The organism is Xanthobacter lutulentifluminis, assembly GCF_043194675.2.
Taxonomy (GTDB): domain Bacteria; phylum Pseudomonadota; class Alphaproteobacteria; order Rhizobiales; family Xanthobacteraceae; genus Xanthobacter.
On the sequence record NZ_CM195525.1, the window covers coordinates 3,340,686 to 3,365,698 of the forward strand.

The following is a 25,013-nucleotide window of genomic DNA, read 5'->3' on the forward strand; positions in this document are numbered from 1 at the left end:
CATTGGCGCGCTCATATGGTGAGGAATCGCCCCGCCCGTGGGCGCGCGAAAAGGCTTGAGCGGCCGATATTCGCGCGCGGCACGCCGGGTTTCGATCCCCCGCGGGGTCCCGTCCTGAGAGGAGCGTCATGTCGCGACCCGTCGTCCGCGCCCGCCCGATGGCCATTGCTGCCCTTCTTTTGGGCGCTGGCCTTGCGTCATCCGGTTCCGCCGGCGCGCAGGTGCTGATCTACGAGGGGCCCTATGGCCCGCCGCCGCGTGCCTATCCCGCCCCGCCGCCGGCCTATCCGGCCGCGCCGCGCGGCTACGGCATGCTGGCGCCGGCCGAGGTGCGGGCCATCGTCCGCGGCATGGGCTATCGCAATGTCTCCGCGCCGCGTCTCGCCGGCCGCCTCTATGTGCTGACCGCGGTGGACGAGGAAGGTCCGGCGGTGCTGCGCATCGACAGTCTCACCGGCCGCGTGGTGAGCGCCCGCAGCGTCTATGGCGGGCCGACCATCGCCGTGCCCTCGGTGCCGCCGCGCTATGGCGCGCCCCCGCCCGTTGCCGCGCGGCCGGCGCCCCAGCCGGTGGCTCCGTCCGCGCGCGCCGTGTCGCCGCCGGTGGCCGCGCCTTTGCCCCCGGCCCGCCCGCCCGAGGCCGCCGTGGCGGCGGTGACGCCCGCCCCGGTCATCGCCCCCGCCGTTCCGGCTGCGCCGCCTACGGCAACGTCAACGCCTCCCGCCGCGACACCGCCCGGCGTGGCGCCCGGGGGGGCATCGGCCACGGCTCCCGCAGGCGCGGGCGTCGTGCCTGCGGTGCCCGGTCCCGAGGCGGCGAAAGCGGAGATCCCGAAGGCCGAGCCGGCCCATGCGGACCCGGCGAAGGCGGCGGCCGTCCAGCCGGCGGCTCAGCCTGCCCCGGCCCCTGCGCGCAAGAAGGCCGGCGCGGGAACCGCCACCACCGACAGCGCCAGCGCGGGCTCCGCCTCGGTCCTGTCGCGGCCCAAGGCGCCCTGACCGGGCAGGGGGCGATCCCGGCCATCGCACGGCAGCACGCGGCGGGGCGTGGGTGGAGCGTTCCCTCCCGCCTGCGAATGCCCGTGCGGGTCGACATCACGGAAACATCAAAGGCCGCACGCGGGGTGACCCTGCGTGCGGCCTTCTTTGTAGGCGGTGGAGCCGCGCGGGCGCCTGCCGGCGGCGCGGCTCGGTCGCGCGCGACACGGCCGGCGCGGTGGGCGACGGCTGGCGCGTCAGGCGAAATAGGCTGCGGCGACGAGGCCGAGCACGATTACCGCCAGGAACACCAGGGTCACGAGGCCGAGCCGCTTCTCGATGAACTCGCGCGCCGTCGGCCCGAAATGGTGCAGCAGCGCCGCCAGCAGGAAGAAGCGGGCGCCGCGGGTGATCAGCGACAGCACCACGAACCAGAACAGGCTGTAATCGGCAAAGCCCGAAGTGATGGTGACCAGCTTGTAGGGGATGGGGGTCAGCCCCTTCAGCAGGATCACCCAGTGGCCGTAGTGGGCATAGGCGGCGCGGAACTGGTCGACCTTGGAGCCGTAGCCGTACAGGTCGATCAGGAACTTGCCCACGCTGTCGTACAGCAGCGCGCCGATGGCATAGCCCACGAGGCCGCCCAGCACCGAGCCGATGGTGGCGATGAGCGCGTAGCGCCAGGCCTTGTCGGGCCGCGCCAGCGTCATGGGCACCTGCAGCACGTCCGGCGGCACGGGGAAGACGGAGCTTTCCGCAAAGGCGACGATGAAGAGCGCCCACGGCGCCGACGGCTTCGCGGAATAGGCGATGATCCAGTCGTAGAGCTTGCGGAGCATGGGCGCCCTATGTTGCAGCGCGGTAGGGATGCCCCGGCTTAGAACGTCCCGCCGGGCGAGTAAAGCCGCCGGCATCTCGGCAGCCCTCTTCCGCGCCCGTTGCATGGCGGAGGTGTCTGCGTAAACCCTTGCTTTACCGTGGTGCACACGGGAGGAGGGGCTGTGGCCGCCGCGACACAGACAGCCTTTCCTGCGGCGTGTAAGACCATGCCCATCGGAACCTTGAGTCGCGCGGGGCGGCGCCGCGGTTCCGGTGCCGATCGGCTCGCGGCCGCCGTCCGCACCTTCGGGTGCCGGCACGGGAACGGAAGCGAACCGTTCAGCCTTCATGAACGGTTGCTGACGGAAGCTTTCATCTCCGGTGCGGGGCGCAGGGCTTAGAACCGCGACGCGTCGGAGACGGGGGGCCGTCGAACGGTTCTGGGCCGCGACGCAAGTTGAGGGATGACGATGTTCAAGCGAATTGCCGTGTTTGCCGCTCTCGTGCTGGGCTATGTCCTGACCGGTATGGCGCTGAACGCCAGCCAGCCGGCCCCGGGCACGCCGCTGGCCGCGCCGGTCATCGAGGCCGAGTGAGCTGACGCCCGGGGGCGCGCGCCGGCGCCCGGGTCGCACATCAGGCGCAGACGCGAAAAAGGCCGGGCAATTCCCGGCCTTTTCTTTTGTCGCGGTTCCGGCGGGCGTCAGTGCGCCGCCACCTTCTTCGCCGGCGCGAGATCGGCCGCAGTCACCGGAGGCACCGAGAGGATGTCGCCGAGGCCGGCCATGCCGGCGCGCTGGCGCACCAGCGCCAGCACCACGTCGAGGGTGGGGGTGGGCGTGCCGAGCATGCGGCCCATCTCCTGCACCACGCTCACCAGCGGATCGATCTCCATGGGACGGTCGCGCTCCAGGTCCTGCAGCATGGAGGTCTTGTGCGCGCCCACGGCGCCGGCGCCGTTGATGCGCCGTTCCACGTCGACGCGGAAGCGGATGCCGAGCTGCTCGGCGATGCCCTGGGCCTCCAGCATCATGGCGCGGGCGACCGCGCGGGTGCCGGGATCGGCGGCGATGATGTCGAGGGTGGCGTGGGTGAGGGCGCTGATGGGATTGAAGCAGAGGTTGCCCCACAGCTTCAGCCACAGCTCGTCGCGGATGTTGGTCATCACCGGGGCGCGCAGGCCGCCCTTCTCCATCATCTGGCTGAGGGCGGTGACGCGCGGGGTGATCTCGCCGGAGGGCTCGCCGAGCGGGAACTTGTCGCCGTAGATGTGCTGGATCACGCCCGGGGCCACCACCTCGGTGGCGGGATAGACGATGCAGCCGAGCGCCCGCTCGGGGCCGAGCACCTCCCACTGGCGGCCGCCCGGATCGATGGTGCCGAGGGTGCGGTTCTCCAGAGCCCCGCCATGCTTGTAGAAGTACCAGTAGGGCACGCCGTTCACGGCCGTGACGATGGTGGTGTGCTCGCCGATGAGGGGGCGCATGCGCTCCACCACGCCGGGCACGGAGTGGGCCTTGAGGGTGACGATCACATAATCCTGCGGGCCCAGCTCGCGCGGGTCGTCGGTGGCACGCACGTGGGCCACGCGCTCCTCGCCGTCGATGAGCAGCTTGAGGCCGTTGGTCTGCATGGCTTCCAGATGGCCGCCGCGCGCCACCAGGCTGACCTCGGCGCCGGCCTGCGCGAGCTGCACGCCCATGTACCCGCCAATGGCGCCGGCACCATAGATGCAAACCTTCATGGTCGTCCCTCCTGCTGTGCGATGTATTATGTATGCCAGATTAAGGCGCAGAATGACGCCTCCAGCAACCCTTACTCTCACCATATCAGTGGAAATTAATTCCGTAAGGTGGAAATTTGTCACAGGGTGCGCGGGCGCCCGCGGCAGGCTAGCCTGTAGCCCTGTTCGAGGCGAAAGAGCGGGGGAGCCAGCCAATGCCCGATATCGAGGTCGCACCGCGTCGCAGGGGCCGTCCGGCGTCCGGCACCGGCTCCGAGGGCGGGGCCGAGGTCCAGTCGCTGGACCGGGCCATCGCCCTGCTGCGGGTGGTGGCCGACCAGGACGGGATGGCGCTCGCCGAGATCGCCCGGCGGGCCGAGCTGCCGGTGTCCACCGTGCATCGCCTGCTGACCACGCTGGAGAAGCGTCAGCTGGTCAATCACGACCTCTCCAGCGGGCTGTGGACGGTGGGGCTCGGCCTGTTCCGCATCGGCTCGGCCTATCTGCGCATCCGCAAGCTGCCGGACATCGGCCGCCCGGTGATCCGCCGCCTGCTGCACGAGACCGAGGAGACCGTGAACCTCGCCATGTTCGATGCCATGGAGCTGGTGGTGGTGGCGCAGGCGGAGGCCCATGCGCCGCTGCGCGCCTTCTTCCGGCTGGGCGGGCGCCTGCCGCTCCACGCCACCGCCGCCGGCAAGGCGGTGCTGGCTGCGGCCTCGCCCGCGTTCCGCGGCGCCTGCCTCGCGCAGATCCGCTACGAGCCGTTCACCACCGCCACCCACCGCGAGGAGCGGGCGCTGATGGACGACGTGGCCGAGATCGCCACCCGCGGCTATGCCGTGGACCGGGAGGAGCACGCCCCGGGCATGCGGGCGGTGGCTGCGGCCATCCTCAATGAATGGCGCGATCCCATCGGCGCGGTGTCGGTGTCGGCGCCGGTGGTGCGCATGAGCGACGATCGCATCCAGCGCCTTGGCCGGCGGGTCGCTGCGGCGGCCGAGCAGATGACCCGCCTCTACTCCGGCGCGGACGAGGGCCTGTCGCAGGACTATGCCGCGTATCGGTAAGTAGTATTGACGTAACTGGTATACAATATTTTCTGTATTTGGAATACGAAGCACGGAATTCCAAATTGAGAATTCCATTGACACCTTTGACATACATTATACTCTTTCCCGGCCGCCCTAACGTAAGCGGCAGAATCGCCTGAAAAAACAAGGCGATAAGATTCGATCCGCACCCCATAAAAAGCGGACGATCCGGGAGGAAGACCAATGCAATCTGCAATCGCCAGAACTGTCCGGCGAGGGGCGGCGGCGCTCGCCCTGTCCGCTGCCGCCCTGTCCCCCTGCGCGGCGTTCGCGTGGGAGCCTACGAAGACGGTGGAGTTCATCGTGCCGGCGGGAACCGGCGGCGGCGCCGACCAGATGGCGCGGATGATCCAGGGTATCGTCCAGAAGAACAACCTGATGAGCCAGCCCCTGGTTGTCATCAACAAGTCGGGCGGCGCCGGCGCCGAGGGTTTCCTCGATGTGAAGGGGTCGAACCGCAATCCTCACAAGATCATCATCTCCCTGTCCAACCTGTTCACCACGCCGCTTGCTACCGGCGTGCCCTTCTCGTGGAAGGACATGACGCCGGTTTCCATGCTGGCGCTGGACGAATTCGTGCTGTGGGTGAATGCCAAGGCGCCCTATGACGACGTGAAGGGGTATCTGGCCGCGCTGAAGGCTGCTTCCGGCGACCAGATCTTCAAGATGGGCGGCACCGGCTCCAAGCAGGAAGACCAGATCATCACCGCCGCCATCGAGCAGAAGACCGGCGCCAAGTTCATCTATGTGCCCTACAAGGGCGGCGGCGATGTCGCGGCGCAGCTGGTGGGCGGGCATGTGACCTCCTCGGTCAACAATCCCATCGAGGCGGTGTCCCAGTGGCGCGCGGGCGAGCTGAAGCCGCTGTGCGTGTTCGACGACAACCGGCTGCCGTACAAGGAGCCCATCGCCAGCGGAAAGTCCTGGAACGACATCCCCACCTGCAAGGAAGCCGGCCTCGACATCGAATATCTGATGCTGCGCGGCATCTTCATGCCGCCGGGCGCCAGCAAGGACCAGGTCGATTACTTCGTCGAGCTGTTCAAGAAGGTCCGCGCCACCCCCGAGTGGCAGGAGTTCATGCAGAAGGGCGCGTTCAACACCACCGCTTTGTCCGGCCCGGAGTACGCGACCTGGCTCGGCAAGGCTGAGACCACCCACAAGGACCTCATGGAGAAGGCCGGCTTCGTCGCCAAGTAGGCCGCGCGCAAGTAGGCCGCGCGTGGCCGCGCCGGCGCCTCGCCCCTCAGGGGGCGGGGAGGCCGGGGAGACGGACAAGGCTTTTCCCGGTTCTCGAGGAGGTTCAGTCATGAGCAGTGAAACCGGACATGCCGGGCGCGAGGAGCGGACGGTCACCAACCGCACCATGGATGTGGTGGTGGCCCTGCTCTTCATGGCGCTCGCCGCCACGGTGATGGGCGACAGCTGGCGCATCGGCGCGAGTTGGGCCTCGGATGGTCCGCAGGCGGGCTACTTCCCGTTCTACGTGGGCCTCATCATGTTCATCGCCAGCACCTGGACGCTGGTGCATTGCCTTGTCACCAAGCATCCCGATCTCGGCAACTTCGTCGACCGCTCCCAGCTGGCGTCGGTGATGCAGGTGCTGGTGCCGACCACGGTCTATGTCGGGCTGATCTTCATCCTCGGCATCTATGTGGCCTCGGCCATCTTCATCGCCTTCTTCATGTGGTGGCTGGGCAAGTATTCGCCGGTGCGGATCATTCCCGTGGCGGTGGGTGTGCCGCTGGCCCTCTTCGTCATGTTCGAGGTGTGGTTCCTCGTGCCGCTGCCGAAGGGGCCGCTGGAGACCGCGCTCGGCTATTGATGCAGAGGGGTCCGGCGCCGTTGCCGGCCCCGCCCCGCGGCGCCCCGCAAGGACGGATGGCGTCGCCGACAACGGGGATGCGCGCGCCTCGCCGCGCATCCCGGGCGCAGCGCCCGCGCTTCCCCGCCTGCGGACGGGGGCGGCCGGACGCCGCGCCGGAACTCCGCGACAGCGCGCCGGCTCAGCCGCGACGCTTCCAGCACCCGCGCCGACCACCCGCGCCGACCTGTGCCCGGTCCGAGGCCCGCCTCGCCCCCGCGCGGCGGTCCGGCCAACCCGAACGAAGCTGAACGCGCCCGTCCCCGTCGCGCCGCCCATCCACCGGCGGCGGGGCGGCGCAACGGAGGAACCCCGTGGAAGCGCTCACGTCCCTGATCGGAGGGTTCGGCGTGCTCGCCGACCCAATGAACATCATCTACATGTTCGTCGGCATCGCCCTCGGCGTGCTCATCGGCGTGCTGCCGGGCCTCGGCGGCGCCAATGGCGTCGCCATCCTCTTGCCGCTCACCTTCTCCATGTCGCCGGTGTCGGCGATCATCATGCTCTCGTCCATCTACTGGGGCGCGCTGTTCGGCGGGGCCATCACCTCGGTGCTGTTCAACATTCCCGGCGAGCCGTGGAGCGTGGCCACCACCTTCGACGGGCACCCCATGGCCCAGAAGGGGAAAGCCGGCGAGGCGCTCACCGGGGCCTTCACCGGCTCGTTCATCGGCGCCTTCTTCGCGGTGCTGCTGATCACCTTCCTCGCGCCGGTCATCGCCAAGTTCGCGCTGCAGTTCGGGCCGGCGGAATTCTTCGCGGTGTACCTGCTCACCTTCTGCGCCTTCGTCGGCATGGGGCGCGAGCCGGCGGCGAAGGTGATCGCGGCCATGATGCTCGGCTTCGCGCTGGCGGCGGTGGGCATCGACACGGTGACCGGCCAGCTGCGCATGACCTTCGGCTCGGTGGAGCTCTTGCGCGGCTTCGACTTCCTGGTGGCGGTCATCGGCCTGTTCGGCGTGGGCGAGATCCTGCTCACCATGGAGGAAGGCCTCGCCTTCAAGGGCAAGAGCGCCGCCATCAATCCCAAGGTGGTGTGGGAGACCTGGAAGAAGCTGCCGCAATACTGGGTCGGCTGCCTGCGCTCGGCCATCGTCGGCTGCTGGATGGGCGTCACCCCCGGCGGCGCCACCCCGGCCTCCTTCATGAGCTACGGCCTTGCCAAGAAGTTCTCCCGCAACGGGCGCAACTTCGGCAAGGGCGAGCTGGAGGGCGTGGTGATGCCGGAAGTGGCGGCCCACGCGGCCGGCACCTCGGCGCTGCTGCCCATGCTCACGCTGGGCATCCCCGGCTCGCCCACCGCGGCGGTGCTGCTGGGCGGCCTGCTGATCTGGGGCCTCCAGCCCGGCCCGCTGCTGTTCGTGGAGCAGAAGGACTTCGTGTGGGGCCTGATCGCCTCGATCTACCTCGGCAACATCGCCGGCCTGATCGTGGTGCTCACCACCGTGCCGATCTTCGCGGCCATCCTGCGCATTCCGTTCAGCGTCATCGCCCCGATCATCCTCGTGATCTGCGCGGTGGGCGCCTACACGGTGCACAATGCCGGCCTCGACATCGCGGTCATGCTGGTGTTCGGCGTCATCGGCTACCTGTTCAAGAAGCTGCAGTATCCGCTGGCGCCGCTGGTGCTGGCGCTGGTGCTGGGCGACATGGCCGAATCCTCGTTCCGGCAGGCGATGCTGGTCTCGCAGGGCCACCTGTCGATCTTCTGGTCCAACCCGCTGGTGGGCTCCATCGTCACGCTGGCGCTGGTGATGCTGGCCTGGCCGCTGATCTCCCTCGCGCTCGCCCGGCTGAAGCCGGCGAAGCACGCGGCGGCGGAGTAAGGCGCGGAGCGGGGCGGCACGGCTCCCTCCGGAGCCCGCCGCCCCGCTCCGCCACGTCCGGCCTGGCCGGAAGTCCTTCATGCTGCAGCGCGCAACACAATTTGCCGGAACCGGGATTGCGTTGGCGTAATGCAGACCGTATACAATATTTCACGGCATCGGACCGCCTCGACAGAAGGAGGCCGAGCGAGGAGAGGAACCCAGGTCGTGCATCAATCGCCCGTGCATCAGACCCCCGTGCAGGTCACGGATCCTCCGAGGCTCAACGTCGAGCCGCTGGAGGCCGCGTCGAGCCTCCGCATGCTCGCCTATGACGCGCTGAAGCGGGCGATCACGCAGATGGACATCTACGGCAGCGCCGCCGAGTTCCGTCTCGACGAGCGTCAGCTCTCCGAGACGCTGGGCGTGTCGCGCACCCCCATCCGCGAGGCCATGACGGTGCTCGAGCAGGAGGGCTTCGTGCGCTCCGTGCCGCGCCGGGGCATCTTCGTGGTGCGCAAGACCAAGCGGGAAATCATCGACCTCATCATGGTCTGGGCGGCGCTGGAGGCCATGGCGGCCCGGCTCGCCGCCACCGCCGCCAGCGACGAGGAGATCGCGGGCCTGCGCCGGCTCTTCAACGAGTTCCGCGCCGAGGCTCCGGCCCAGATGAACGAATATTCGGAGGCGAACATCGCCTTCCATCAGGCGGTCATCCGCATGGGCGGCTGCCGGCTGATCGTGGACATGACCGAGAACCTGTTCCTGCACATGCGCGCCATTCGCGCGGTGTCGGTTCGGCAGGAGAACCGGTTCGAAATCTCCATGCGGGAACACATGGCGATCATCGATGCGCTTGAGAAGCGGGACCCCGATCTCGCCGAGCGCCTGGTGCGGGAACACACCATGGGCCTGGCGGCCCATGTGGAGCGGCACGGTGTCTTTCCCGAATAGGCAGCCCAAAAGCCGAGCCGGGATTACACAGCAAGGAGACGCCTCAATGGCAACGGCGGAAAAGAAGATCGAAGACAATGTGGTTCATCTCGACCCCGCCGGCGAGGCGGAGCGTGAGCTGACCGACGGCTTCCATTTGGTCATCGACGCCCTCAAGCTGAACGGCATCGAGAACATCTACGGCGTGCCGGGCATCCCGATCACCGACCTCGGCCGCATGGCGCAGGCGGAGGGCATCCGCGTCGTCTCCTTCCGTCACGAGCAGAATGCCGGCAACGCGGCGGCGATCGCCGGCTTCCTCACCAAGAAGCCCGGCGTGTGCCTCACCGTCTCCGCTCCCGGCTTCCTCAACGGCCTCACCGCGCTGGCCAACGCCACCACCAACTGCTTCCCGATGATCCTCATCTCCGGCTCGTCCGAGCGCGAGATCGTCGACCTCCAGCAGGGCGACTATGAGGAGATGGACCAGCTCGCCATCGCCAAGCCCCTGTGCAAGGCGGCGTTCCGCGTGCTGCATGCCGCCGATATCGGCATCGGCGTCGCCCGCGCCATCCGCGCGGCGGTGTCGGGGCGTCCCGGCGGCGTCTATCTCGACCTGCCGGCCAAGCTGTTCTCGCAGGTGATGGATGCCGAGGCCGGCGCCAAGTCGCTGGTGCAGGTGATCGACCCGGCCCCGGCGCAGATCCCCGGCCCCGAGGCGGTGGACCGCGCCATCGAGCTGCTCAAGGGCGCGAAGAAGCCCCTCATCATCCTCGGCAAGGGCGCGGCCTATGCCCAGGCCGACGAGGCGATCCGCACCCTGGTCGAGACCTCCGGCATCCCGTTCCTGCCCATGTCCATGGCCAAGGGCCTGCTGCCGGACACCCATCCCCAGTCCGCCGGCGCGGCGCGCTCCACCGCGCTCAAGGATGCCGACGTGGTGGTGCTGCTCGGCGCCCGCCTCAACTGGCTGCTCTCCCACGGCAAGGGCAAGACCTGGGGCGAGCCCTTCTCCAAGAAGTTCATCCAGGTGGACATCGAGCCGCGCGAGATGGATTCCAACGTCGAGATCGCCGCCCCGCTGGTGGGTGACATCGGCTCGGTGGTGGCGGCGCTGAACGCCCGCATCGCCGCCGGCTGGCAGGCGCCCCCGGCGGACTGGATCGAGACCATCCGCTCCAAGAAGGAAGCCAACATCGCCAAGATGGCGCCGAAGCTGCTGAAGAACTCGGTGCCCATGGACTTCCACTCGGCGCTCGGCGCGCTGAAGAACGTCATCAAGGAGCGTCCCGACGCCATCCTGGTGAACGAGGGCGCCAACACGCTCGACCTCGCCCGCGGCATCATCGACATGTACCAGCCGCGCAAGCGCCTGGATGTGGGCACCTGGGGCGTGATGGGCATCGGCATGGGCTTCGCCGTCGGCGCGGCGGTGGAGACCGGCAAGCCGGTGCTGGCGGTGGAAGGCGACAGCGCCTTCGGCTTCTCCGGCATGGAGGTGGAGACCATCTGCCGCTACGACCTGCCGGTCACCATCGTCATCTTCAACAACAACGGCATCTATCGCGGCACCGACACCGACCCGACCGGTCGCGATCCGGGCACCACGGTGTTCGTGCCCGGTGCCCGCTACGACAAGATGATGGAAGCCTTCGGCGGCGTCGGCGTCAACGTCACCTCGCCGGACGAGCTCTACCGCGCCGTCAGCGCCGCGATGGACAGCGGAAAGCCCACCCTCATCAACGCGGTGATCGATCCGGCCGCCGGCTCCGAGAGCGGCAACATCGGCTCGCTGAACCCGCAGAGCGTGGTCAAGAAGAAGAAGTGATCTCGCCCCGCGGGGCGAACCGGCGGGCGGGGCCAACCCCGCCCGTCCAACCCGGAAAAATCCGGGAGAAAAATCCAAGAAGGCCGGGGACAGGGCGCACACAGGACGCGAGGACAAGATGGGCAAGGCACTTGAGGGAGTCCGCATCCTGGACTTCACGCACGTTCAGTCCGGACCGAGCTGCACGCAGCTGCTCGCCTGGTTCGGCGCGGACGTGATCAAGGTGGAGCGGCCGGGCGAAGGCGACGTGACGCGCGGCCAGCTGCGCGACCTCGACGGCGCCGACAGCCTCTACTTCACCATGCTCAACGCCAACAAGCGGTCCATCACCCTCGACACCAAGAACCCTGAGGGCAAGGCGGTCCTGGAATCCCTGGTGCGCCAGTGCGACGTGCTGGTGGAGAATTTCGCGCCCGGCGCCCTCGATCGCATGGGCCTGACCTGGGAGCGCCTCTCCACCATCAACCCCCGCCTCATCCTCGCCTCGGTGAAGGGCTTCGGCCCCGGTCCGTTCGAGGACTGCAAGGTGTATGAGAACGTCGCCCAGTGCGCCGGCGGCGCGGCCTCCACCACCGGCTTCCGCGATGGCCCGCCGGTGGTGAGCGCCGCCCAGATCGGCGACTCGGGCACCGGCCTCCACCTCGCGCTCGGCATCGTCACCGCCCTGTTCCAGCGCGAGCACACCGGCCGCGGCCAGAAGGTGCTGTGCGCCATGCAGGACGCGGTGCTCAACCTCTGCCGCGTGAAGCTGCGGGACCAGCAGCGCCTGTCGCAGGGCCCGCTGAAGGAATACAGCCAGTACGGCGAGGGCGTGCCGTTCGGCGACACCGTGCCCCGCGCCGGCAACGATTCCGGCGGCGGCCAGCCGGGCCGCATCCTGCGGTGCAAGGGCTGGGAGCACGATCCCAACGCCTACATCTACTTCATCACGCAGGGCCCGGTCTGGGAGAAGATCTGCGACGTCATCCACGAGCCCGAGTGGAAGACCGATCCCAACTACGCGACCCCGGCGGCGCGCCTGCCGCACCTCAACGAGATCTTCACCCGCATCGAGGCGTGGACCATGGCCCACACCAAGTTCGAGGCCATGGAGATCCTCAACAAGTACGACATCCCGTGCGGGCCGATCCTGTCCATGCGCGAGATCGCCGAGGACCGCTCGCTGTTCGCCACCGGCACGCTGGTGGAGGTGGAGCACCCGGTGCGCGGCTCGTACGTGACCGTCGGCAACCCCATCAAGCTGTCGGACAACCAGGTCGACGTGGAGCGCTCGCCCCTGCTGGGCGAGCACACGGAGGAGGTGCTCGCCCAGGTGCTCGGCTTCACGCCTGACCGCATCGACACGCTGCGCGAGTCGGGTGCGCTGGGCCTGCCCCGGCGCATGGCGGCCGAGTGAGGGCGGCGCGGCAGTGACGCCCACGGCCGGGCGGCTGGCCCTTCAAGGGGCCGCCCGGTGCAAGGGTACCCGCGCCGCGGGTGCCGGCATTGGCTGAAGAGGACGCTTCGATGACTACGGCCCTAGATCTTGCTCAGCTGCTAGATGCCGTCGGCGACGCCATCGTCGTCTGCGACGCGGAAGGCGCCATCACCCTGTGGAACAAGGCCGCCGAGCGCATGTTCGGCTACGCCCCCGAGGAAGCCCTCGGCCTCTCGCTCGACATCATCATCCCCGAGCGCCAGCGCAAGCGGCACTGGGACGGCTATCACGAGACCATGCGCTCAGGCGTCACCCGCTACGGGACCAGCCTCTTGCGCGTGCCGGCCATCCACAAGGACGGCCATGCCCTGTCCATCGCCTTCACCGTCGCCCTCGTGTTCGCGGCCGACGGGAAGGTCGACCAGATCGCCGCGGTCATCCGCGACGAGACGGAGCGGTGGAAGGAAGAACGCGACCTGCGCAAGCGCCTCGCCGAGCTCGAGGCCAAGCTGCGGGAGACGTCGCAAGCATAAGAACCGGGCCAACCGGCGGGACAGGGGTCCGCGCACGGCAGCCGCCGGCGGGCCCGACAAGGGTTCTCGGGAGGAGACGGGCCCAGCGCCCCTCTCACCTTGGTCTTAAAGGCACTGTTGAAAGGGAACGCGACAATGACGACGAAGCCACTGGAAGGCATCAAGATCATCGACTTCACGCACGTCCAGGCCGGCCCCGCCTGCACGCAGCTCCTCGCCTGGTTCGGCGCGGACGTGATCAAGGTTGAGCGGCCCGGCTCCGGCGACGTCACGCGCAACCAGCTGCGCGACATCTCGAACGCCGACGCGCTCTACTTCACCATGCTCAACTCCAACAAGCGCTCCCTGACCCTGGACACCAAGACCCAGGAAGGCAAGGACGTGCTGACCAAGCTCATCAAGGAGAGCGACGTTCTCGTCGAGAACTTCGCCCCCGGCGCGCTCGACCGCATGGGCTTCACCTGGGAGCACATCAACGAGCTCAACCCGGGCATGATCGTCGCCTCGGTGAAGGGCTTCTCCGACGGCCACCACTACGAAGACCTGAAGGTGTACGAGAACGTCGCCCAGTGCGCGGGCGGCGCGGCCTCCACCACCGGCTTCTGGGACGGCCCGCCCACCGTGTCCGCGGCGGCGCTCGGTGACAGCAACACCGGCATGCACCTCGCCATCGGCATCCTCACCGCGCTGCACGCCCGCAACAAGACCGGCAAGGGGCAGAAGGTGGCGGTGTCCATGCAGGATGCCGTCATCAACCTCTGCCGCGTCAAGCTGCGCGACCAGCAGCGCCTCGACCGCGTGGGCTACCTGGAGGAGTATCCCCAGTACCCGCACGGCACCTTCTCCGACGTGGTTCCGCGCGGCGGCAATGCCGGCGGCGGCGGCCAGCCGGGCTGGGTGCTGAAGTGCAAGGGCTGGGAGACCGATCCCAACGCCTACATCTACTTCACCGTGCAGGAGCAGGCCTGGGGCAAGGTGGCCGAGGCCATCGGCAAGCCGGAGTGGATCAACGATCCGGCCTACAACACCGCCCTCGCCCGCCAGGACAAGATCTTCGACATCTTCGCGGTGATCGAGGCGTGGCTGGCCGACAAGACCAAGTTCGAGGCGGTGGACATCCTGCGCAAGTTCGACATCCCGTGCGCCCCGGTGCTCACCATGAAGGAGATCGCCGAGGACGAGTCGCTCCGCAAGAGCGGCACCATCGTCGAGGTCGACCATAAGCAGCGCGGCAAGTACCTGACGGTGGGCAGCCCCATCAAGTTCTCGGACATGAGCGTGGAAGTCACCGGCTCGCCGCTGCTCGGCGAGCACACCGACGAGGTTCTGGCCGAGCTCGGCTATTCCGCCGACCAGATCAAGTCCATGCACGAGAACCGCGTGGTCTGACCGCCTGTTGGCTCCGTCCGCGCCGCCTCCTCTCGGAGGGGAGGGGCGCGGACCCCGGCGCCGGACCCGTGTCCGGCGCCAGTCCCCGATGATCCGGCCCCGGTGAGGATCGCGCCCGATGGCGCCCCCGGATCCGCCGCCTGTCGCCTTCCGACGGCCAACCGCAGCGCTGAGCGCGCGGCCGCCGTCCCCATGCCGCCCCTGAGGGACCCGGCCAGTCCGAACATCATCCGCCGAGCGCGTCACGCCTGCGGCCATCTTGCGCGCCGCCGCCCCGGTGCGCGTCGCACGAACGCGTGCAGACTGCGACTTTAGTCGTAGACTGGCCCCAAGGCCTGCGCCAGAGCCGCGCCAACGCGGCCCCTCGAGGGAGGAAGCCCCATGAACATCCACGAATACCAGGCGAAAGCCATCCTGCGGCAGTTCGACGTGCCGGTCGCGCGCGGCATCGCCGCCTTCTCGCCGGAGGAGGCCGAGGCGGCCGCCCGCACGCTGGGCGGCATCGCCTTCGTGGTGAAGGCGCAGATCCATGCCGGCGGCCGCGGCAAGGGGAAGTTCAAGGAGCTGCCCGAGGGCGCCCGCGGCGGCGTGCGGGTGGTGAAGACCCCCGCCGACGTGCGCGAAAGCGCGGCCGAGATGCTCGGCAACACGCTGGTGACGCTGCAGACCGGCCCCGCGGGCAAGCAGGTGAACCGCCTCTACATCGAGGAAGGCGCGTCCATCGAGAGGGAGCTCTACCTCTCCATGCTGGTGGATCGCGCCACCGCCCGCGTCGCCTTCGTCGTGTCCACCGAGGGTGGCATGGACATCGAGGAGGTGGCCCACAGGACGCCCGAGAAGATCCACACCTTCTCCGTCGACCCGGCCACCGGCATCCAGCCCCTGCACGGCCGCAAGGTGGCGCAGGCCCTCGGCCTCACCGGCGACCTCGCGAGGCAGGCCGGCGCGCTGACGCAGGACCTCTTCCGCGCCTTCACCGCCAAGGACATGAGCCTTCTGGAGATCAACCCGCTGGTGGTGACGAGGGACGGCCGCCTCGTCTGCCTCGACGCCAAGGTCGGGTTTGATTCCAACGCCCTGTTCCGCCACTCCGACGTGCTGCAGATGCGCGACGAGAGCGAGGAGGACCCCAAGGAGATCGAGGCCTCCCACTACGACCTGTCCTATATCGCGCTCGACGGCACCATCGGCTGCATGGTCAACGGCGCTGGCCTCGCCATGGCCACCATGGACATCATCAAGCTCTACGGCATGGAGCCCGCCAACTTCCTCGACGTGGGCGGCGGCGCCACCAAGGACCGGGTGACGGCGGCGTTCAAGATCATCACCGCCGATCCCCACGTGGAGGGCATCCTCGTGAACATCTTCGGCGGCATCATGCGGTGCGACGTGATCGCCGAGGGCGTCATCGCCGCCGTGCGGCAGGTGGGGCTGAACGTGCCCCTCGTGGTCCGGCTCGCCGGCACCAACGTGACCGAAGGCAAGAAGATCATCCGCGAGAGCGGTCTGAACGTGATCCCTGCCGACGATCTGGACGATGCGGCGCAGAAGATCGTGGCCGCCGTGAAGAAGGATGCCGCGTGATGTCCGTGCTCATCGACGTCAACACCAAGGTCATCACCCAGGGCTTCACCGGCAAGAACGGCACGTTCCACGCCCAGCAGGCAATCGCCTACGGCACCAAGATGGTCGGCGGCACCTCCCCCGGCAAGGGCGGCACCACCCACCTCGGCCTGCCGGTGTTCGACACCGTGCTGGAAGCCAAGGAGGCCACCGGCGCCGACGCCTCGGTGATCTACGTGCCGCCTCCGGGCGCGGCGGACGCCATCCTGGAAGCCATCGACGCGGAGATCCCGCTCATCGTCTGCATCACCGAGGGCATCCCGGTGCTGGACATGGTGAAGGTGAAGCGGGCGCTGTCGGGCTCCAAGTCGCGGCTCGTCGGCCCCAACTGCCCCGGCATCGTCACCGCCGGCCAGTCGAAGATCGGCATCATGCCGGCGAACATCTTCAAGACCGGCTCGGTGGGCGTGGTCTCGCGCTCCGGCACGCTGACCTATGAGGCGGTGTTCCAGACCACCCAGGAAGGCCTCGGCCAGACCTCGGCGGTGGGCATCGGCGGCGACCCGGTGAAGGGCACCGAGTTCATCGACGTGCTGGAGCTGTTCCTGGCCGACCCGAAGACCGAATCGATCATCATGATCGGCGAGATCGGCGAGATCGGCGAGATCGGCGGCTCGGCGGAGGAGGACGCGGCGCAGTTCATCGCCGACGAGGCGAAGAAGGGCCGCAAGAAGCCGATGGTGGGCTTCATCGCCGGCCGCACGGCGCCTCCCGGCCGCCGCATGGGCCATGCGGGCGCCATCATCTCCGGCGGCAAGGGCGGCGCCGAGGACAAGATCGCGGCCATGGAGGCGGCGGGCATCCGCGTGTCTCCCTCCCCCGCGCGCCTCGGCAAGACCCTCGTCGAGGTGCTCAAGGGCTGAGACGGCACATGCCGGCACGGGCCCGCCGGGCCCGGCCCCATACCAACGAGGAAGCACCCATGACCACCTGGCTGCGCTTCAGCGCCAACGGCACCTCCGGCTTCGGCACGCTGGAGGGCGACGCCATCGCCGTGCACGAAGGCTGCATGTTCTCCGGCGCCACCCCCACCGGCGCGCGCCTGCCGCTGGCCGAGGTGACACTGGAGGCGCCGTGCGCGCCCTCCAAGATCGTGGCGCTGTGGAACAACTTCCACCAGCTCGCCGCCAAGCTGAACGTGGCCGAGCCGGCCGAGCCGCTCTACCTGCTCAAGGCCACCACCTCGGTCGCCGCGCCGGGCGCCACGGTGCGCCGGCCGGCCGGCTATGCGGGCAAGACGGTGTATGAGGGCGAGCTCGGCATCGTCATCGGCAAGACCGCCGCCAACATCTCCGAGGAGGAGGCCGCCGGGCACATCTTCGGCTACACGGTGGTGAACGACATCACCGCCGCCGACATCCTCAACCGCGACCCCACCTTTCCGCAGTGGGCGCGGGCCAAGGGCATCGACGGCTACGGCCCGTTCGGCCCGTGGATCGTCACCGGCTTCGACCCGGCGGCGGCCCATGTGCGCACCATCCTCAACGGCCAGGAGCGGCAGAACTACCCGCTCGCCGACATGATCTTCCCGCCGGCGCGGCTCGTGTCGATGCTGTCGCGCGACATGACCCTGAACCCCGGCGACCTCATCGCCTGCGGCACCTCGCTCGGCGTCGGCACCATGAAGGAGCCGCAGAACGAGATCGTGGTGGAGATCGACGGCGTAGGCACGCTGCGCAACACCTTCGTGCAGTGAAGGCAGGCCGCCGTCGCGCGCGGGGGCGCGACGGCGGCGGCCCCTCAGCCGGCCGCCCGCAGCTCCGCGTCGATGCGCGAGGTCTTCTTGGTGTCGGGCATGGTCAGGTAGATGATCAGCGAGAAGCAGATCACCGCCGTCGCGTACCAGAAGAACCATTCCTCGTGGCCGATGCTCTTGAACCAGAGCGCGATGTATTCGGCCGAGCCGCCGAACACCGACACCGTCACCGCATAGGGCACGCCCACGCCGGTGGCGCGGATGGCGGCGGGGAACAGCTCCGCTTTCACCACCGCGTTGATGGAGGTGTAGCCGGAGACGATCAGCCAGGCGCCGGCGATCAGGAAGAAGGCCTGCCAGGGCCCCTGCGCGTGCTGGATGGCGGTGAGCAGCGGCACCGTGCCGAGCGTTCCCAGCACGCCGAAGCCGATCAGCAGCGGCCGCCGGCCGATGACATCGGAAAGCGCGCCATAGATGGGCTGGAGCACCATGGCGAAGATGAGCGTGCCGGCCGAGACCCAGGTGGTCTGCTCGTCGCTGAGGCCGGCCGAGAGCTTCAGGAACTTCTGCATGTAGGTGGTGTAGACGTAGAAGGCGAGCGTGCCGCCTGCCGTCAGGCCGACCACCGTGAGCACCTCGCGCGGATGGTCCATGAGCCCGCGCAGCGCGCTGGTCTTGCGGCGGCCCTTGGTCTTCTCGAACGATTCGGTCTCCGACAGGGTGCGCCGCATCACCAGCGTGAACACCGCGAGGCCGGCGCCGATGAAGAACGGCACGCGCCAGCCCCAGGCGCGCAGTTCCTCCCCCGTCAGCAGCACGTTCTGCAGCACCAGCAGCACCACCAGCGCCGTGAGCTGGCCGCCGATGAGGGTGATGTACTGGAACGAGGAATAGAAGCCGCGCCGGTCCGCCGTCGCCATTTCCGAGAGATACGTGGCGCTCGAGCCGTATTCGCCGCCGAGGCTGAGGCCCTGCAGCAGGCGGGCGAGCAGCAGCAGCGCCGGCGCCAGCACCCCGACCGTGGCATAGGTGGGCGTCACGGCGATGATCAGCGAGCCGAAGCACATCAGCGTCACCGACAGCATCAGCGAGCGCTTTCGCCCGTAGGTGTCGCCGATGTAGCCGAACAGCCAGCCGCCGATGGGCCGCATGAAGAAGCCGAGGGCGAAGATCGCCGCGGTGGAGAGCAACTGCGCCACCGGGTCCTCGGTGGGAAAGAAGGCCTTGGCGAAATACAGCGCGAAGGCGGAGTAGGCGTAGAAATCGTACCATTCGACGAGGTTTCCGGCCGATCCGATGAGGATCGCGCGGATGCGGCGGGATACGTCGTGGATGTCTTCGTGGGCTGAAACGGTGCCGGCCGGGGCAGTGTGGACCATCGGGAACTCCGAAATACTTGACGCAACGTCAGTATGCTCTGCGTCTGATCGACGGTAGGAGCCTCGAATTGTTTCCGCAAATCACGTCTGTGCCGAAAGTGTGACGGTCGAGATTGTCCTGCTGCTGTGACTGTGCGCGGCGGGGAGACGGTGCGCCGGGGCAGGGGGCCCGCGCGCAGCGGCGAGCGCGGATCACGTAGCGGAACTTTACCCTTGATTGCAGACGAGGAGGCTGTACACCTCCGCCGGCCGCGGCCTGCGGCGGGGGAAGGGGAAACGATGCGTGTCACGGCCTTGGGGGCGCTGATCGGCGCGCTGGCGGTCTCGGGCTGCGCTTCGGAGGAGGCCATCCGCCGCCGGGACGAGCCGTTCGAGCGCGCCACCGTGCGAGGCGAGGCGTTGCTGACGCCGGCTATCACCGACGCGTGCCGGGACCGCCTGCTCGAGCGCATCAAGGACATGGAGCAGTCCACCGCGTTCGCGCCGTCGGTGCTCGCGGCCCGCATCGTCATGCTGAAGCGCTACAGCGACATCATGACCGGCGAGCGCAAGGTGCCGGCGGACGAATTGCTGGTGATCGTGGCGCAGTTCCGCGGCCCCTCCCTCGGCCTGAAGCAGAAGGGCATGTTCGGCTGCTCCTACCGGATCGAGGGCAACAAGCTGGTGCTGCTGGACGTGCTGCTCTCGGGCGATTTCTACATCCAGCGCGGCTACATCTAGCGGCGACCCCGCGCGCCTAGCGCCGGATCGCCCGCGCCCCGGCGATGAGGATGCAGGCGCCGACGAACCCTGCGATCAGGTAGCCGAGCCAGCCGGCGAAGTTCACGCCCAGCAGCCCGAACAGGAAGCCGGCGATGGCGGCGCCGATGATGCCGAGGATGATGTTGGCGAACAGGCCGGTGTCGCTCTTCATGAACATGGAGGCGAACCAGCCGGCGAAGCCGCCGATGATGATGGCCGCGATCCAGCCGATTTCCGCATTTCCCATGGCGTCACTGCCCCTTATGCCGCCGCGGCCTCGCGGGTGGAGGCCGGCGTGCAGGAGAAACGGCCTGCGGCCCAGCTTGTTCCATCGCGTTCCAGCGCGCGCGGGGGGAAGGCGCCGGAGAGGCTGCCCCCATGAAAAAGGGCCGCCCGGGGGGGCGGCCCTTGATCTCGTCAGGCGGAACGCGGCGGAAGGCCGCGCGCCCTCACTTCTTCAGCGCGGCCTGCGCCGCCGCGAGGCGGGCGATCGGCACGCGGAAGGGCGAGCAGGACACGTAGTTCAGCCCCACCTCGTGGCAGAAGGCCACCGAGGCCGGATCGCCGCCGTGCTCGCCGCAGATGCCGAGCTTGATGTCAGGACGCGACTTGCGGCCGCGCTCCACGCCGATCTTCACCAGCTCGCCCACGCCGTCCACGTCGATGGAGACGAACGGGTCCACCTCCAGGATGCCCTTCTGCACGTAGGGGCCGAGGAAGGTGCCGGCATCGTCGCGCGAGACGCCGAAGCAGGTCTGGGTGAGGTCGTTGGTGCCGAAGGAGAAGAATTCGGCGCCCTTGGCGATCTCCTCCGCGCGCAGGGCGGCGCGGGGCAATTCGATCATGGTGCCCACCTGGAAGGTGAGGGTCGCGCCGGTCTCCTTCTCCACCGCCGCGGCGGTGTCGCGGATGACCTTCTCGACGATGTCGAACTCGGCCTTGGTGGCGATGAGCGGCACCATCACCTCGGGGACCACCATCTCGCCGGTCTTCTTGGCGGCGATGACGGCCGCCTCGAAGATGGCGCGGGCCTGCATCTCGGCGATCTCGGGGAAGGCGATGGCGATGCGGCAGCCGCGGAACCCGAGCATCGGGTTCACTTCGTGCAGCTCCTTGTTGCGCCGCTCGATGCGCTCCACGTCCACGCCGAGGCTCTGGGCGACCTCGGCGGTCTCCTCGTCGGTGTGGGGCAGGAACTCGTGCAGCGGCGGGTCGAGCAGGCGGATCGTGACGGGCAGGCCCTTCATGATCTCGAACAGCTCAACGAAGTCCTCGCGCTGCATGGGCAGCAGCTTGGCGAGGGCGGCGCGGCGGCCGGCCTCGTCGTCGGCCAGGATCATCTCGCGCACGGCGAGGATGCGGCCCTGGTCGAAGAACATGTGCTCGGTGCGCGACAGGCCGATGCCCTCGGCGCCGAACGAGCGGGCCATGCGGGCGTCGGCCGGGGTCTCGGCGTTGGCGCGCACCTTCAGCTTGCGGACCTTGTCGGCCCAGCCCATCAGGGTGGCGAACTCGCCCGACAGCTCGGGCTGGAGCATGGCCACCTCGCCCGCCAGCACCTGGCCGGTGCCGCCGTCGATGGTGATGAAGTCGCCCTTCTTGTAGGTTTCGCCGCCCACCGTCAGGGTCTGGGCGGCGTTGTCGATGCGCAGGGCGCCGGCGCCGGAGACGCAGGGCTTGCCCATGCCGCGCGCCACCACGGCGGCGTGCGAGGTCATGCCGCCGCGGGCGGTCAGGATGCCTTCCGCCGCGTGCATGCCGTGGATGTCCTCGGGCGAGGTCTCCACGCGCACCAGGATGACCTTGCGGCCCTGCTCCTTGGCGGCCTCGGCCTCGTCGGCCGAGAACACGATGGCGCCGGCCGCCGCGCCCGGGGAGGCGGGCAGGCCGGTGGTCAGCACGCGCCGCTCGGCCTTGGGGTCGATGGCGGGGTGCAGCAGCTGGTCGAGGGCGGCGGGATCGACGCGGCCGATCGCCTCCTCCTCGGTGATGAGGCCCTCGGCGGCGAGCTCCACGGCGATGCGCAGCGCGGCCTTGGCCGTGCGCTTGCCGGAGCGCGTCTGGAGCATCCAGAGCTTGCCCTTCTCCACCGTGAACTCGAGATCCTGCATGTCGCGGTAGTGGTTCTCGAGGATGTGCGAGATGCGCTCGAATTCCTTGAACGCGTCCGGCAGGGCCAGCTCCATGGAGGGCTTGTCCGAGCCGGCGGCCTTGCGGGCCTTCTCGGTCAGGTCCTGCGGGGTGCGGATGCCCGCCACCACGTCCTCGCCCTGCGCGTTCACCAGGAACTCGCCGTAGAGCGCGTTCTCGCCGGTGGACGGGTTGCGGGTGAAGGCGACGCCGGTGGCCGAGGTGTCGCCCATGTTGCCGAACACCATGGACTGCACGTTCACCGCGGTGCCCCAGCTCTCCGGGATGGTGTGCAGGCGGCGGTAGGTGATGGCGCGGGCGTTCATCCAGGAGGAGAACACGGCGCCGATGGCGCCCCACAGCTGCTCGTGCGGATCCTGCGGGAAGGGCTTGCCGAGCTCGGCCGCGACCTTCTCCTTGTACTTCACCACCAGGGCGGCCCAGTCGTCGGCGCCGAGGTCGGTGTCGAGGGTCAGGGCGTTCTGGAGCTTGTAGTGCTCCAGGATCTCCTCGAAGTGGTGGTGGTCCACGCCGAGCACCACGTCGGAATACATGGTGATGAAGCGGCGGTAGCTGTCGTAGGCGAAGCGCCGGTCGGCGAGCTTGGCGACGGCTTCCACGGTCTCGTCGTTGAGGCCGAGGTTGAGCACCGTGTCCATCATGCCGGGCATGGAGGCGCGGGCGCCCGAGCGCACCGAGACCAGCAGCGGGTTGGCCGGATCGCCGAACGACTTGCCGGTGATCTGCCCGACCTGCGCCAGGGCGGCTTCCACGTCACCCTTCAGCTCGGCCGGGTAGGTCTGGCCGTGTGCGTAATAATAGGTGCACACCTCGGTGGGAATGGTGAAGCCGGGAGGGACAGGCAGGCCGAGATTGGACATCTCGGCGAGGTTCGCGCCCTTGCCGCCGAGCAGGTTCTTCATGTCGGCTTTGCCCTCGGCCTTGCCGTCGCCGAAGGTGTAGACCCATTTCGTCATGTGGCTGATCCCTGTAGCTGGGACGTGCAGAATGGGCTGATGCTTTAGCGTGCAGCGCACAAAGCATCAACAGGGGCTTTCGCCGCGCCCCCAGCGGGGCGCCGCGGAGGGCTCAGTGGCCGAGCAGGCCGGTCAGCCCCACAACGATCAGGTACAGCGCCACCAGAACGTTGAGAAGCCGCGGAAACAGCAGGATCAGCACCCCGGCCCCGAGGGCGACGGCGGGCTGAATGATGACCATGTTGAAAGACATTGTGAAAGCGCTCCCAGCCTGACGCGGTCGGCACGATCGGCGATTCCTTTCCGGAATTCCATCCCGGGTTGCCGTACCGGCGCAGTGCACTGGGTCTTCACGCCGGCGTGACTCGCCCGGGCGTTGCCGCGCACCCGCCGGCTGGCGACAATCGATCCCCACCCGGATGCCGCCGGCGGCACGCTCCGCGGCGTCCGAGGCATCAGATATGCCGCAAGGGAACGGGTGCCGGACGGCGCCGGAAGGAGAGGCCATGCCCGTGCTGCGCCGTTTTGCCCGTGCCGCCGCGCCGCCTTCCACAGGCCGCGCCGGGCGGGCGGACCCCGGCTCCTGCCCGCGCGGACGATCGGCCTGGCGTGGTCTGCGGCTGGGCGCCATCGGCTTGCTCGGGGGGATGCTGCTGGCCGCCGCGCCGGCGCAGGCCCAGCCGGAGAAATGCCCGCGCATGGTGGCCGATCGCGCGCCGGTGCGGCTGGCGGCGCTCGACGGCGCCCTGCGCTTCGCCGAGGCGGCGGCGGACCGCATGGTGCGACTCACCTTCGTTGGCCACGCCAGCTTCCTGATCGAGAGTCCGGCCGGCGTCACCATCGTCACCGACTACAACGATTACGTGCGCCCGCCACTGGTGCCGCGCGTCGCCACCATGAACTACGCCCACGACACCCATTACACCGAGGCGCCCGACCCGGCGGTGGAATACGTGCTGCGCGGCTGGGACCCGCAGGGCGGCACCGCCCGCCACGAGCTGACGCTGGACGACGTGTGGATCCGCAACGTGCCCACCAACATCCGCCGCGGGGCGGGGACGGACTATGACGGCAATTCCATCTTCGTGTTCGAGGTGGCCGGCCTGTGCATCGCCCATCTTGGCCACCTGCACCATTTGCTGACGCCCGATCACCTGGAGGCGCTGGGGCGGATCGACGTGGTGCTGGCGCCGGTGGACGGCTCCTACACGCTCGACATCGAGGGCATGGTGGAGACGCTGAAGGCCATCAACGCGCCGCTCGTCATCCCCATGCACTATTTCAGCGCGTGGGGGCTGGAGCGCTTCCTCGGGCGGCTCGGCCGGGAGTGGCAGGTGGAGCGCGCATCGGCCCCCACCGTCACCCTGGCGCGCGAGACGCTGCCGAGGAGCCCCACCATCCTGGTGCTGCCGGGACGGTGAGGTGGCGCGTCAGTGCTTGCTGGCGGAGAGCTTGTCCGACCAGGCGAGGACGAGGCTCGAGCCCACGAACACCACGTGGATGATGACCAGCCACATGAGCGTGTTCTCGGCCATGTTCCCCTTGTCGAGATTCATGAAGGCCTTGAGCAGCTGGATCGCCGAGATCGCCACGATGGAGGCCAGAAGCTTCTGCTTGAGGCCGGTGAAGTCCACCCGCGTCATCCATTCCGGCCAGTCGGGGTGGCCCTCGGGATCGATCTTCGAGACGAAGTTCTCGTAGCCGGAGAAGATGACGATCAGCACCAGGTTGCCGGTCAGCGTCAGGTCCACCAGGGCGAGGATGCCGAGGATCACGTCGCTCTCGGAGGCGGAGGGCACATGCACCACGAAGTGCAGCACCTCGCTGCCGAACTTGAACAGCAGCACGAACAGCGAGACGACGAGGCCGAGATAGAACGGCGCCATGATCCAGCGGCTGCGGAACAGCACCGACTCGATCGCACGCTCAAGCATCCCTCACCCCTCCTCGGCAGCGCCGGCCCGGTCGCCGGGGCGCATGATGCGCCGCAACAGGCCAAGGGGTGCCACGACCGCGACGTGAGGGCAAGCGGGCAAAGCTTCGCAGGGGACGCCCGTCCGTTCCCCTTGCCGGGACGGGCGGGCG

The 25,013-nt window shown here is 68.7% G+C and carries 23 protein-coding genes; 16 read left to right on the plus strand and 7 right to left on the minus strand.

Annotated features, from left to right (window positions below; genetic code table 11):
- Positions 1 to 128 precede the first annotated feature (128 nt).
- Positions 129 to 998, plus strand: coding sequence for a hypothetical protein (locus tag V5F49_RS15405; protein ID WP_394117147.1), 870 nt, complete (start codon positions 129 to 131; stop codon positions 996 to 998).
- A 236-nt stretch (positions 999 to 1,234) separates the two neighbouring features.
- Here V5F49_RS15405 and V5F49_RS15410 read toward each other — a convergent pair whose 3' ends face one another.
- Complete coding sequence (locus V5F49_RS15410) at positions 1,235 to 1,816, minus strand: YqaA family protein (RefSeq protein ID WP_394117148.1); 582 nt, start codon at positions 1,814 to 1,816, stop codon at positions 1,235 to 1,237.
- A 444-nt stretch (positions 1,817 to 2,260) separates the two neighbouring features.
- Here V5F49_RS15410 and V5F49_RS15415 point away from each other — a divergent pair, with 444 nt between their 5' ends.
- Complete coding sequence (locus tag V5F49_RS15415) at positions 2,261 to 2,392, plus strand: hypothetical protein (RefSeq protein ID WP_394117149.1); 132 nt, start codon at positions 2,261 to 2,263, stop codon at positions 2,390 to 2,392.
- Positions 2,393 to 2,499: 107 nt separating this feature from the next.
- On the opposite strand, the gene V5F49_RS15420 is transcribed toward V5F49_RS15415, so the two are convergent.
- The gene (locus V5F49_RS15420) at positions 2,500 to 3,540 is read right to left on the minus strand and encodes a 2-dehydropantoate 2-reductase (RefSeq protein WP_394117150.1); all 1,041 of its coding nucleotides are present in this window, start codon (positions 3,538 to 3,540) and stop codon (positions 2,500 to 2,502) included.
- A gap of 194 nt (positions 3,541 to 3,734) precedes the next feature.
- On the opposite strand from V5F49_RS15420, the gene V5F49_RS15425 reads away from it, so the two are divergent.
- From V5F49_RS15425 to V5F49_RS15480, 12 genes are all read left to right on the plus strand, one after another.
- Positions 3,735 to 4,589: an IclR family transcriptional regulator gene (locus V5F49_RS15425; RefSeq protein WP_394117151.1), complete on the plus strand. Its 855-nt coding sequence runs from the start codon at positions 3,735 to 3,737 to the stop codon at positions 4,587 to 4,589.
- Positions 4,590 to 4,796: 207 nt separating this feature from the next.
- Positions 4,797 to 5,813 carry a Bug family tripartite tricarboxylate transporter substrate binding protein gene (locus V5F49_RS15430; RefSeq protein WP_394117152.1) on the plus strand — a complete coding sequence of 339 codons (1,017 nt, stop codon included), beginning with the start codon at positions 4,797 to 4,799 and terminating at the stop codon, positions 5,811 to 5,813.
- A 109-nt stretch (positions 5,814 to 5,922) separates the two neighbouring features.
- Positions 5,923 to 6,438: a tripartite tricarboxylate transporter TctB family protein gene (locus tag V5F49_RS15435; protein ID WP_394117153.1), complete on the plus strand. Its 516-nt coding sequence runs from the start codon at positions 5,923 to 5,925 to the stop codon at positions 6,436 to 6,438.
- Between the two features lie 404 nt (positions 6,439 to 6,842).
- Entirely contained in the window at positions 6,843 to 8,303 is a 1,461-nt protein-coding gene (locus tag V5F49_RS15440; protein ID WP_394117169.1) for a tripartite tricarboxylate transporter permease, read from the plus strand.
- A 300-nt stretch (positions 8,304 to 8,603) separates the two neighbouring features.
- On the plus strand, positions 8,604 to 9,236 hold the full coding sequence (locus V5F49_RS15445) for a GntR family transcriptional regulator (RefSeq protein WP_394117154.1): 633 nt from the start codon (positions 8,604 to 8,606) through the stop codon (positions 9,234 to 9,236).
- Positions 9,237 to 9,282: 46 nt separating this feature from the next.
- Positions 9,283 to 11,043 (plus strand): oxalyl-CoA decarboxylase, encoded by a 1,761-nt coding sequence (gene oxc, locus V5F49_RS15450; RefSeq protein WP_394117155.1) that lies wholly within the window; start codon positions 9,283 to 9,285, stop codon positions 11,041 to 11,043.
- A 118-nt stretch (positions 11,044 to 11,161) separates the two neighbouring features.
- The gene (frc, locus tag V5F49_RS15455; RefSeq protein ID WP_394117156.1) at positions 11,162 to 12,439 is read left to right on the plus strand and encodes a formyl-CoA transferase; all 1,278 of its coding nucleotides are present in this window, start codon (positions 11,162 to 11,164) and stop codon (positions 12,437 to 12,439) included.
- Positions 12,440 to 12,549: 110 nt separating this feature from the next.
- The gene (locus V5F49_RS15460) at positions 12,550 to 12,993 is read left to right on the plus strand and encodes a PAS domain-containing protein (RefSeq protein WP_394117157.1); all 444 of its coding nucleotides are present in this window, start codon (positions 12,550 to 12,552) and stop codon (positions 12,991 to 12,993) included.
- Between the two features lie 135 nt (positions 12,994 to 13,128).
- Positions 13,129 to 14,382: a formyl-CoA transferase gene (gene frc / locus V5F49_RS15465; RefSeq protein WP_394117158.1), complete on the plus strand. Its 1,254-nt coding sequence runs from the start codon at positions 13,129 to 13,131 to the stop codon at positions 14,380 to 14,382.
- Between the two features lie 381 nt (positions 14,383 to 14,763).
- Positions 14,764 to 15,966, plus strand: coding sequence for an ADP-forming succinate--CoA ligase subunit beta (gene sucC / locus V5F49_RS15470; protein ID WP_509210700.1), 1,203 nt, complete (start codon positions 14,764 to 14,766; stop codon positions 15,964 to 15,966).
- Positions 15,966 to 16,868, plus strand: a complete 903-nt coding sequence (gene sucD, locus V5F49_RS15475) for a succinate--CoA ligase subunit alpha (RefSeq protein WP_509210701.1) — start codon at positions 15,966 to 15,968, stop codon at positions 16,866 to 16,868. Before sucC ends, sucD begins: the two co-directional genes overlap by 1 nt.
- 59 nt (positions 16,869 to 16,927) lie before the next feature.
- Positions 16,928 to 17,701: a fumarylacetoacetate hydrolase family protein gene (locus V5F49_RS15480; RefSeq protein WP_394117656.1), complete on the plus strand. Its 774-nt coding sequence runs from the start codon at positions 16,928 to 16,930 to the stop codon at positions 17,699 to 17,701.
- Between the two features lie 44 nt (positions 17,702 to 17,745).
- On the opposite strand, the gene V5F49_RS15485 is transcribed toward V5F49_RS15480, so the two are convergent.
- A complete protein-coding gene (locus V5F49_RS15485) occupies positions 17,746 to 19,080 on the minus strand; it encodes an MFS transporter (protein WP_394117655.1) in 1,335 nt (444 codons plus the stop codon).
- 279 nt (positions 19,081 to 19,359) lie between these two features.
- Here V5F49_RS15485 and V5F49_RS15490 point away from each other — a divergent pair, with 279 nt between their 5' ends.
- Entirely contained in the window at positions 19,360 to 19,800 is a 441-nt protein-coding gene (locus V5F49_RS15490; protein WP_394117654.1) for a hypothetical protein, read from the plus strand.
- Positions 19,801 to 19,816: 16 nt separating this feature from the next.
- Here V5F49_RS15490 and V5F49_RS15495 read toward each other — a convergent pair whose 3' ends face one another.
- The 3 genes from V5F49_RS15495 to V5F49_RS15505 all read right to left on the minus strand — a co-directional run bounded on the left by V5F49_RS15495 (position 19,817) and on the right by V5F49_RS15505 (position 23,181).
- A complete protein-coding gene (locus V5F49_RS15495) occupies positions 19,817 to 20,068 on the minus strand; it encodes a GlsB/YeaQ/YmgE family stress response membrane protein (protein ID WP_394117653.1) in 252 nt (83 codons plus the stop codon).
- Between the two features lie 202 nt (positions 20,069 to 20,270).
- Positions 20,271 to 22,928: a pyruvate, phosphate dikinase gene (gene ppdK / locus V5F49_RS15500; RefSeq protein WP_394117652.1), complete on the minus strand. Its 2,658-nt coding sequence runs from the start codon at positions 22,926 to 22,928 to the stop codon at positions 20,271 to 20,273.
- Between the two features lie 112 nt (positions 22,929 to 23,040).
- Positions 23,041 to 23,181, minus strand: coding sequence for a DUF3096 domain-containing protein (locus tag V5F49_RS15505; protein ID WP_394117651.1), 141 nt, complete (start codon positions 23,179 to 23,181; stop codon positions 23,041 to 23,043).
- Positions 23,182 to 23,434: 253 nt separating this feature from the next.
- Here V5F49_RS15505 and V5F49_RS15510 point away from each other — a divergent pair, with 253 nt between their 5' ends.
- Positions 23,435 to 24,349: an MBL fold metallo-hydrolase gene (locus tag V5F49_RS15510; RefSeq protein ID WP_394117650.1), complete on the plus strand. Its 915-nt coding sequence runs from the start codon at positions 23,435 to 23,437 to the stop codon at positions 24,347 to 24,349.
- Between the two features lie 9 nt (positions 24,350 to 24,358).
- On the opposite strand, the gene V5F49_RS15515 is transcribed toward V5F49_RS15510, so the two are convergent.
- Positions 24,359 to 24,862: a TIGR00645 family protein gene (locus V5F49_RS15515; protein WP_394117649.1), complete on the minus strand. Its 504-nt coding sequence runs from the start codon at positions 24,860 to 24,862 to the stop codon at positions 24,359 to 24,361.
- Positions 24,863 to 25,013 lie beyond the last annotated feature (151 nt).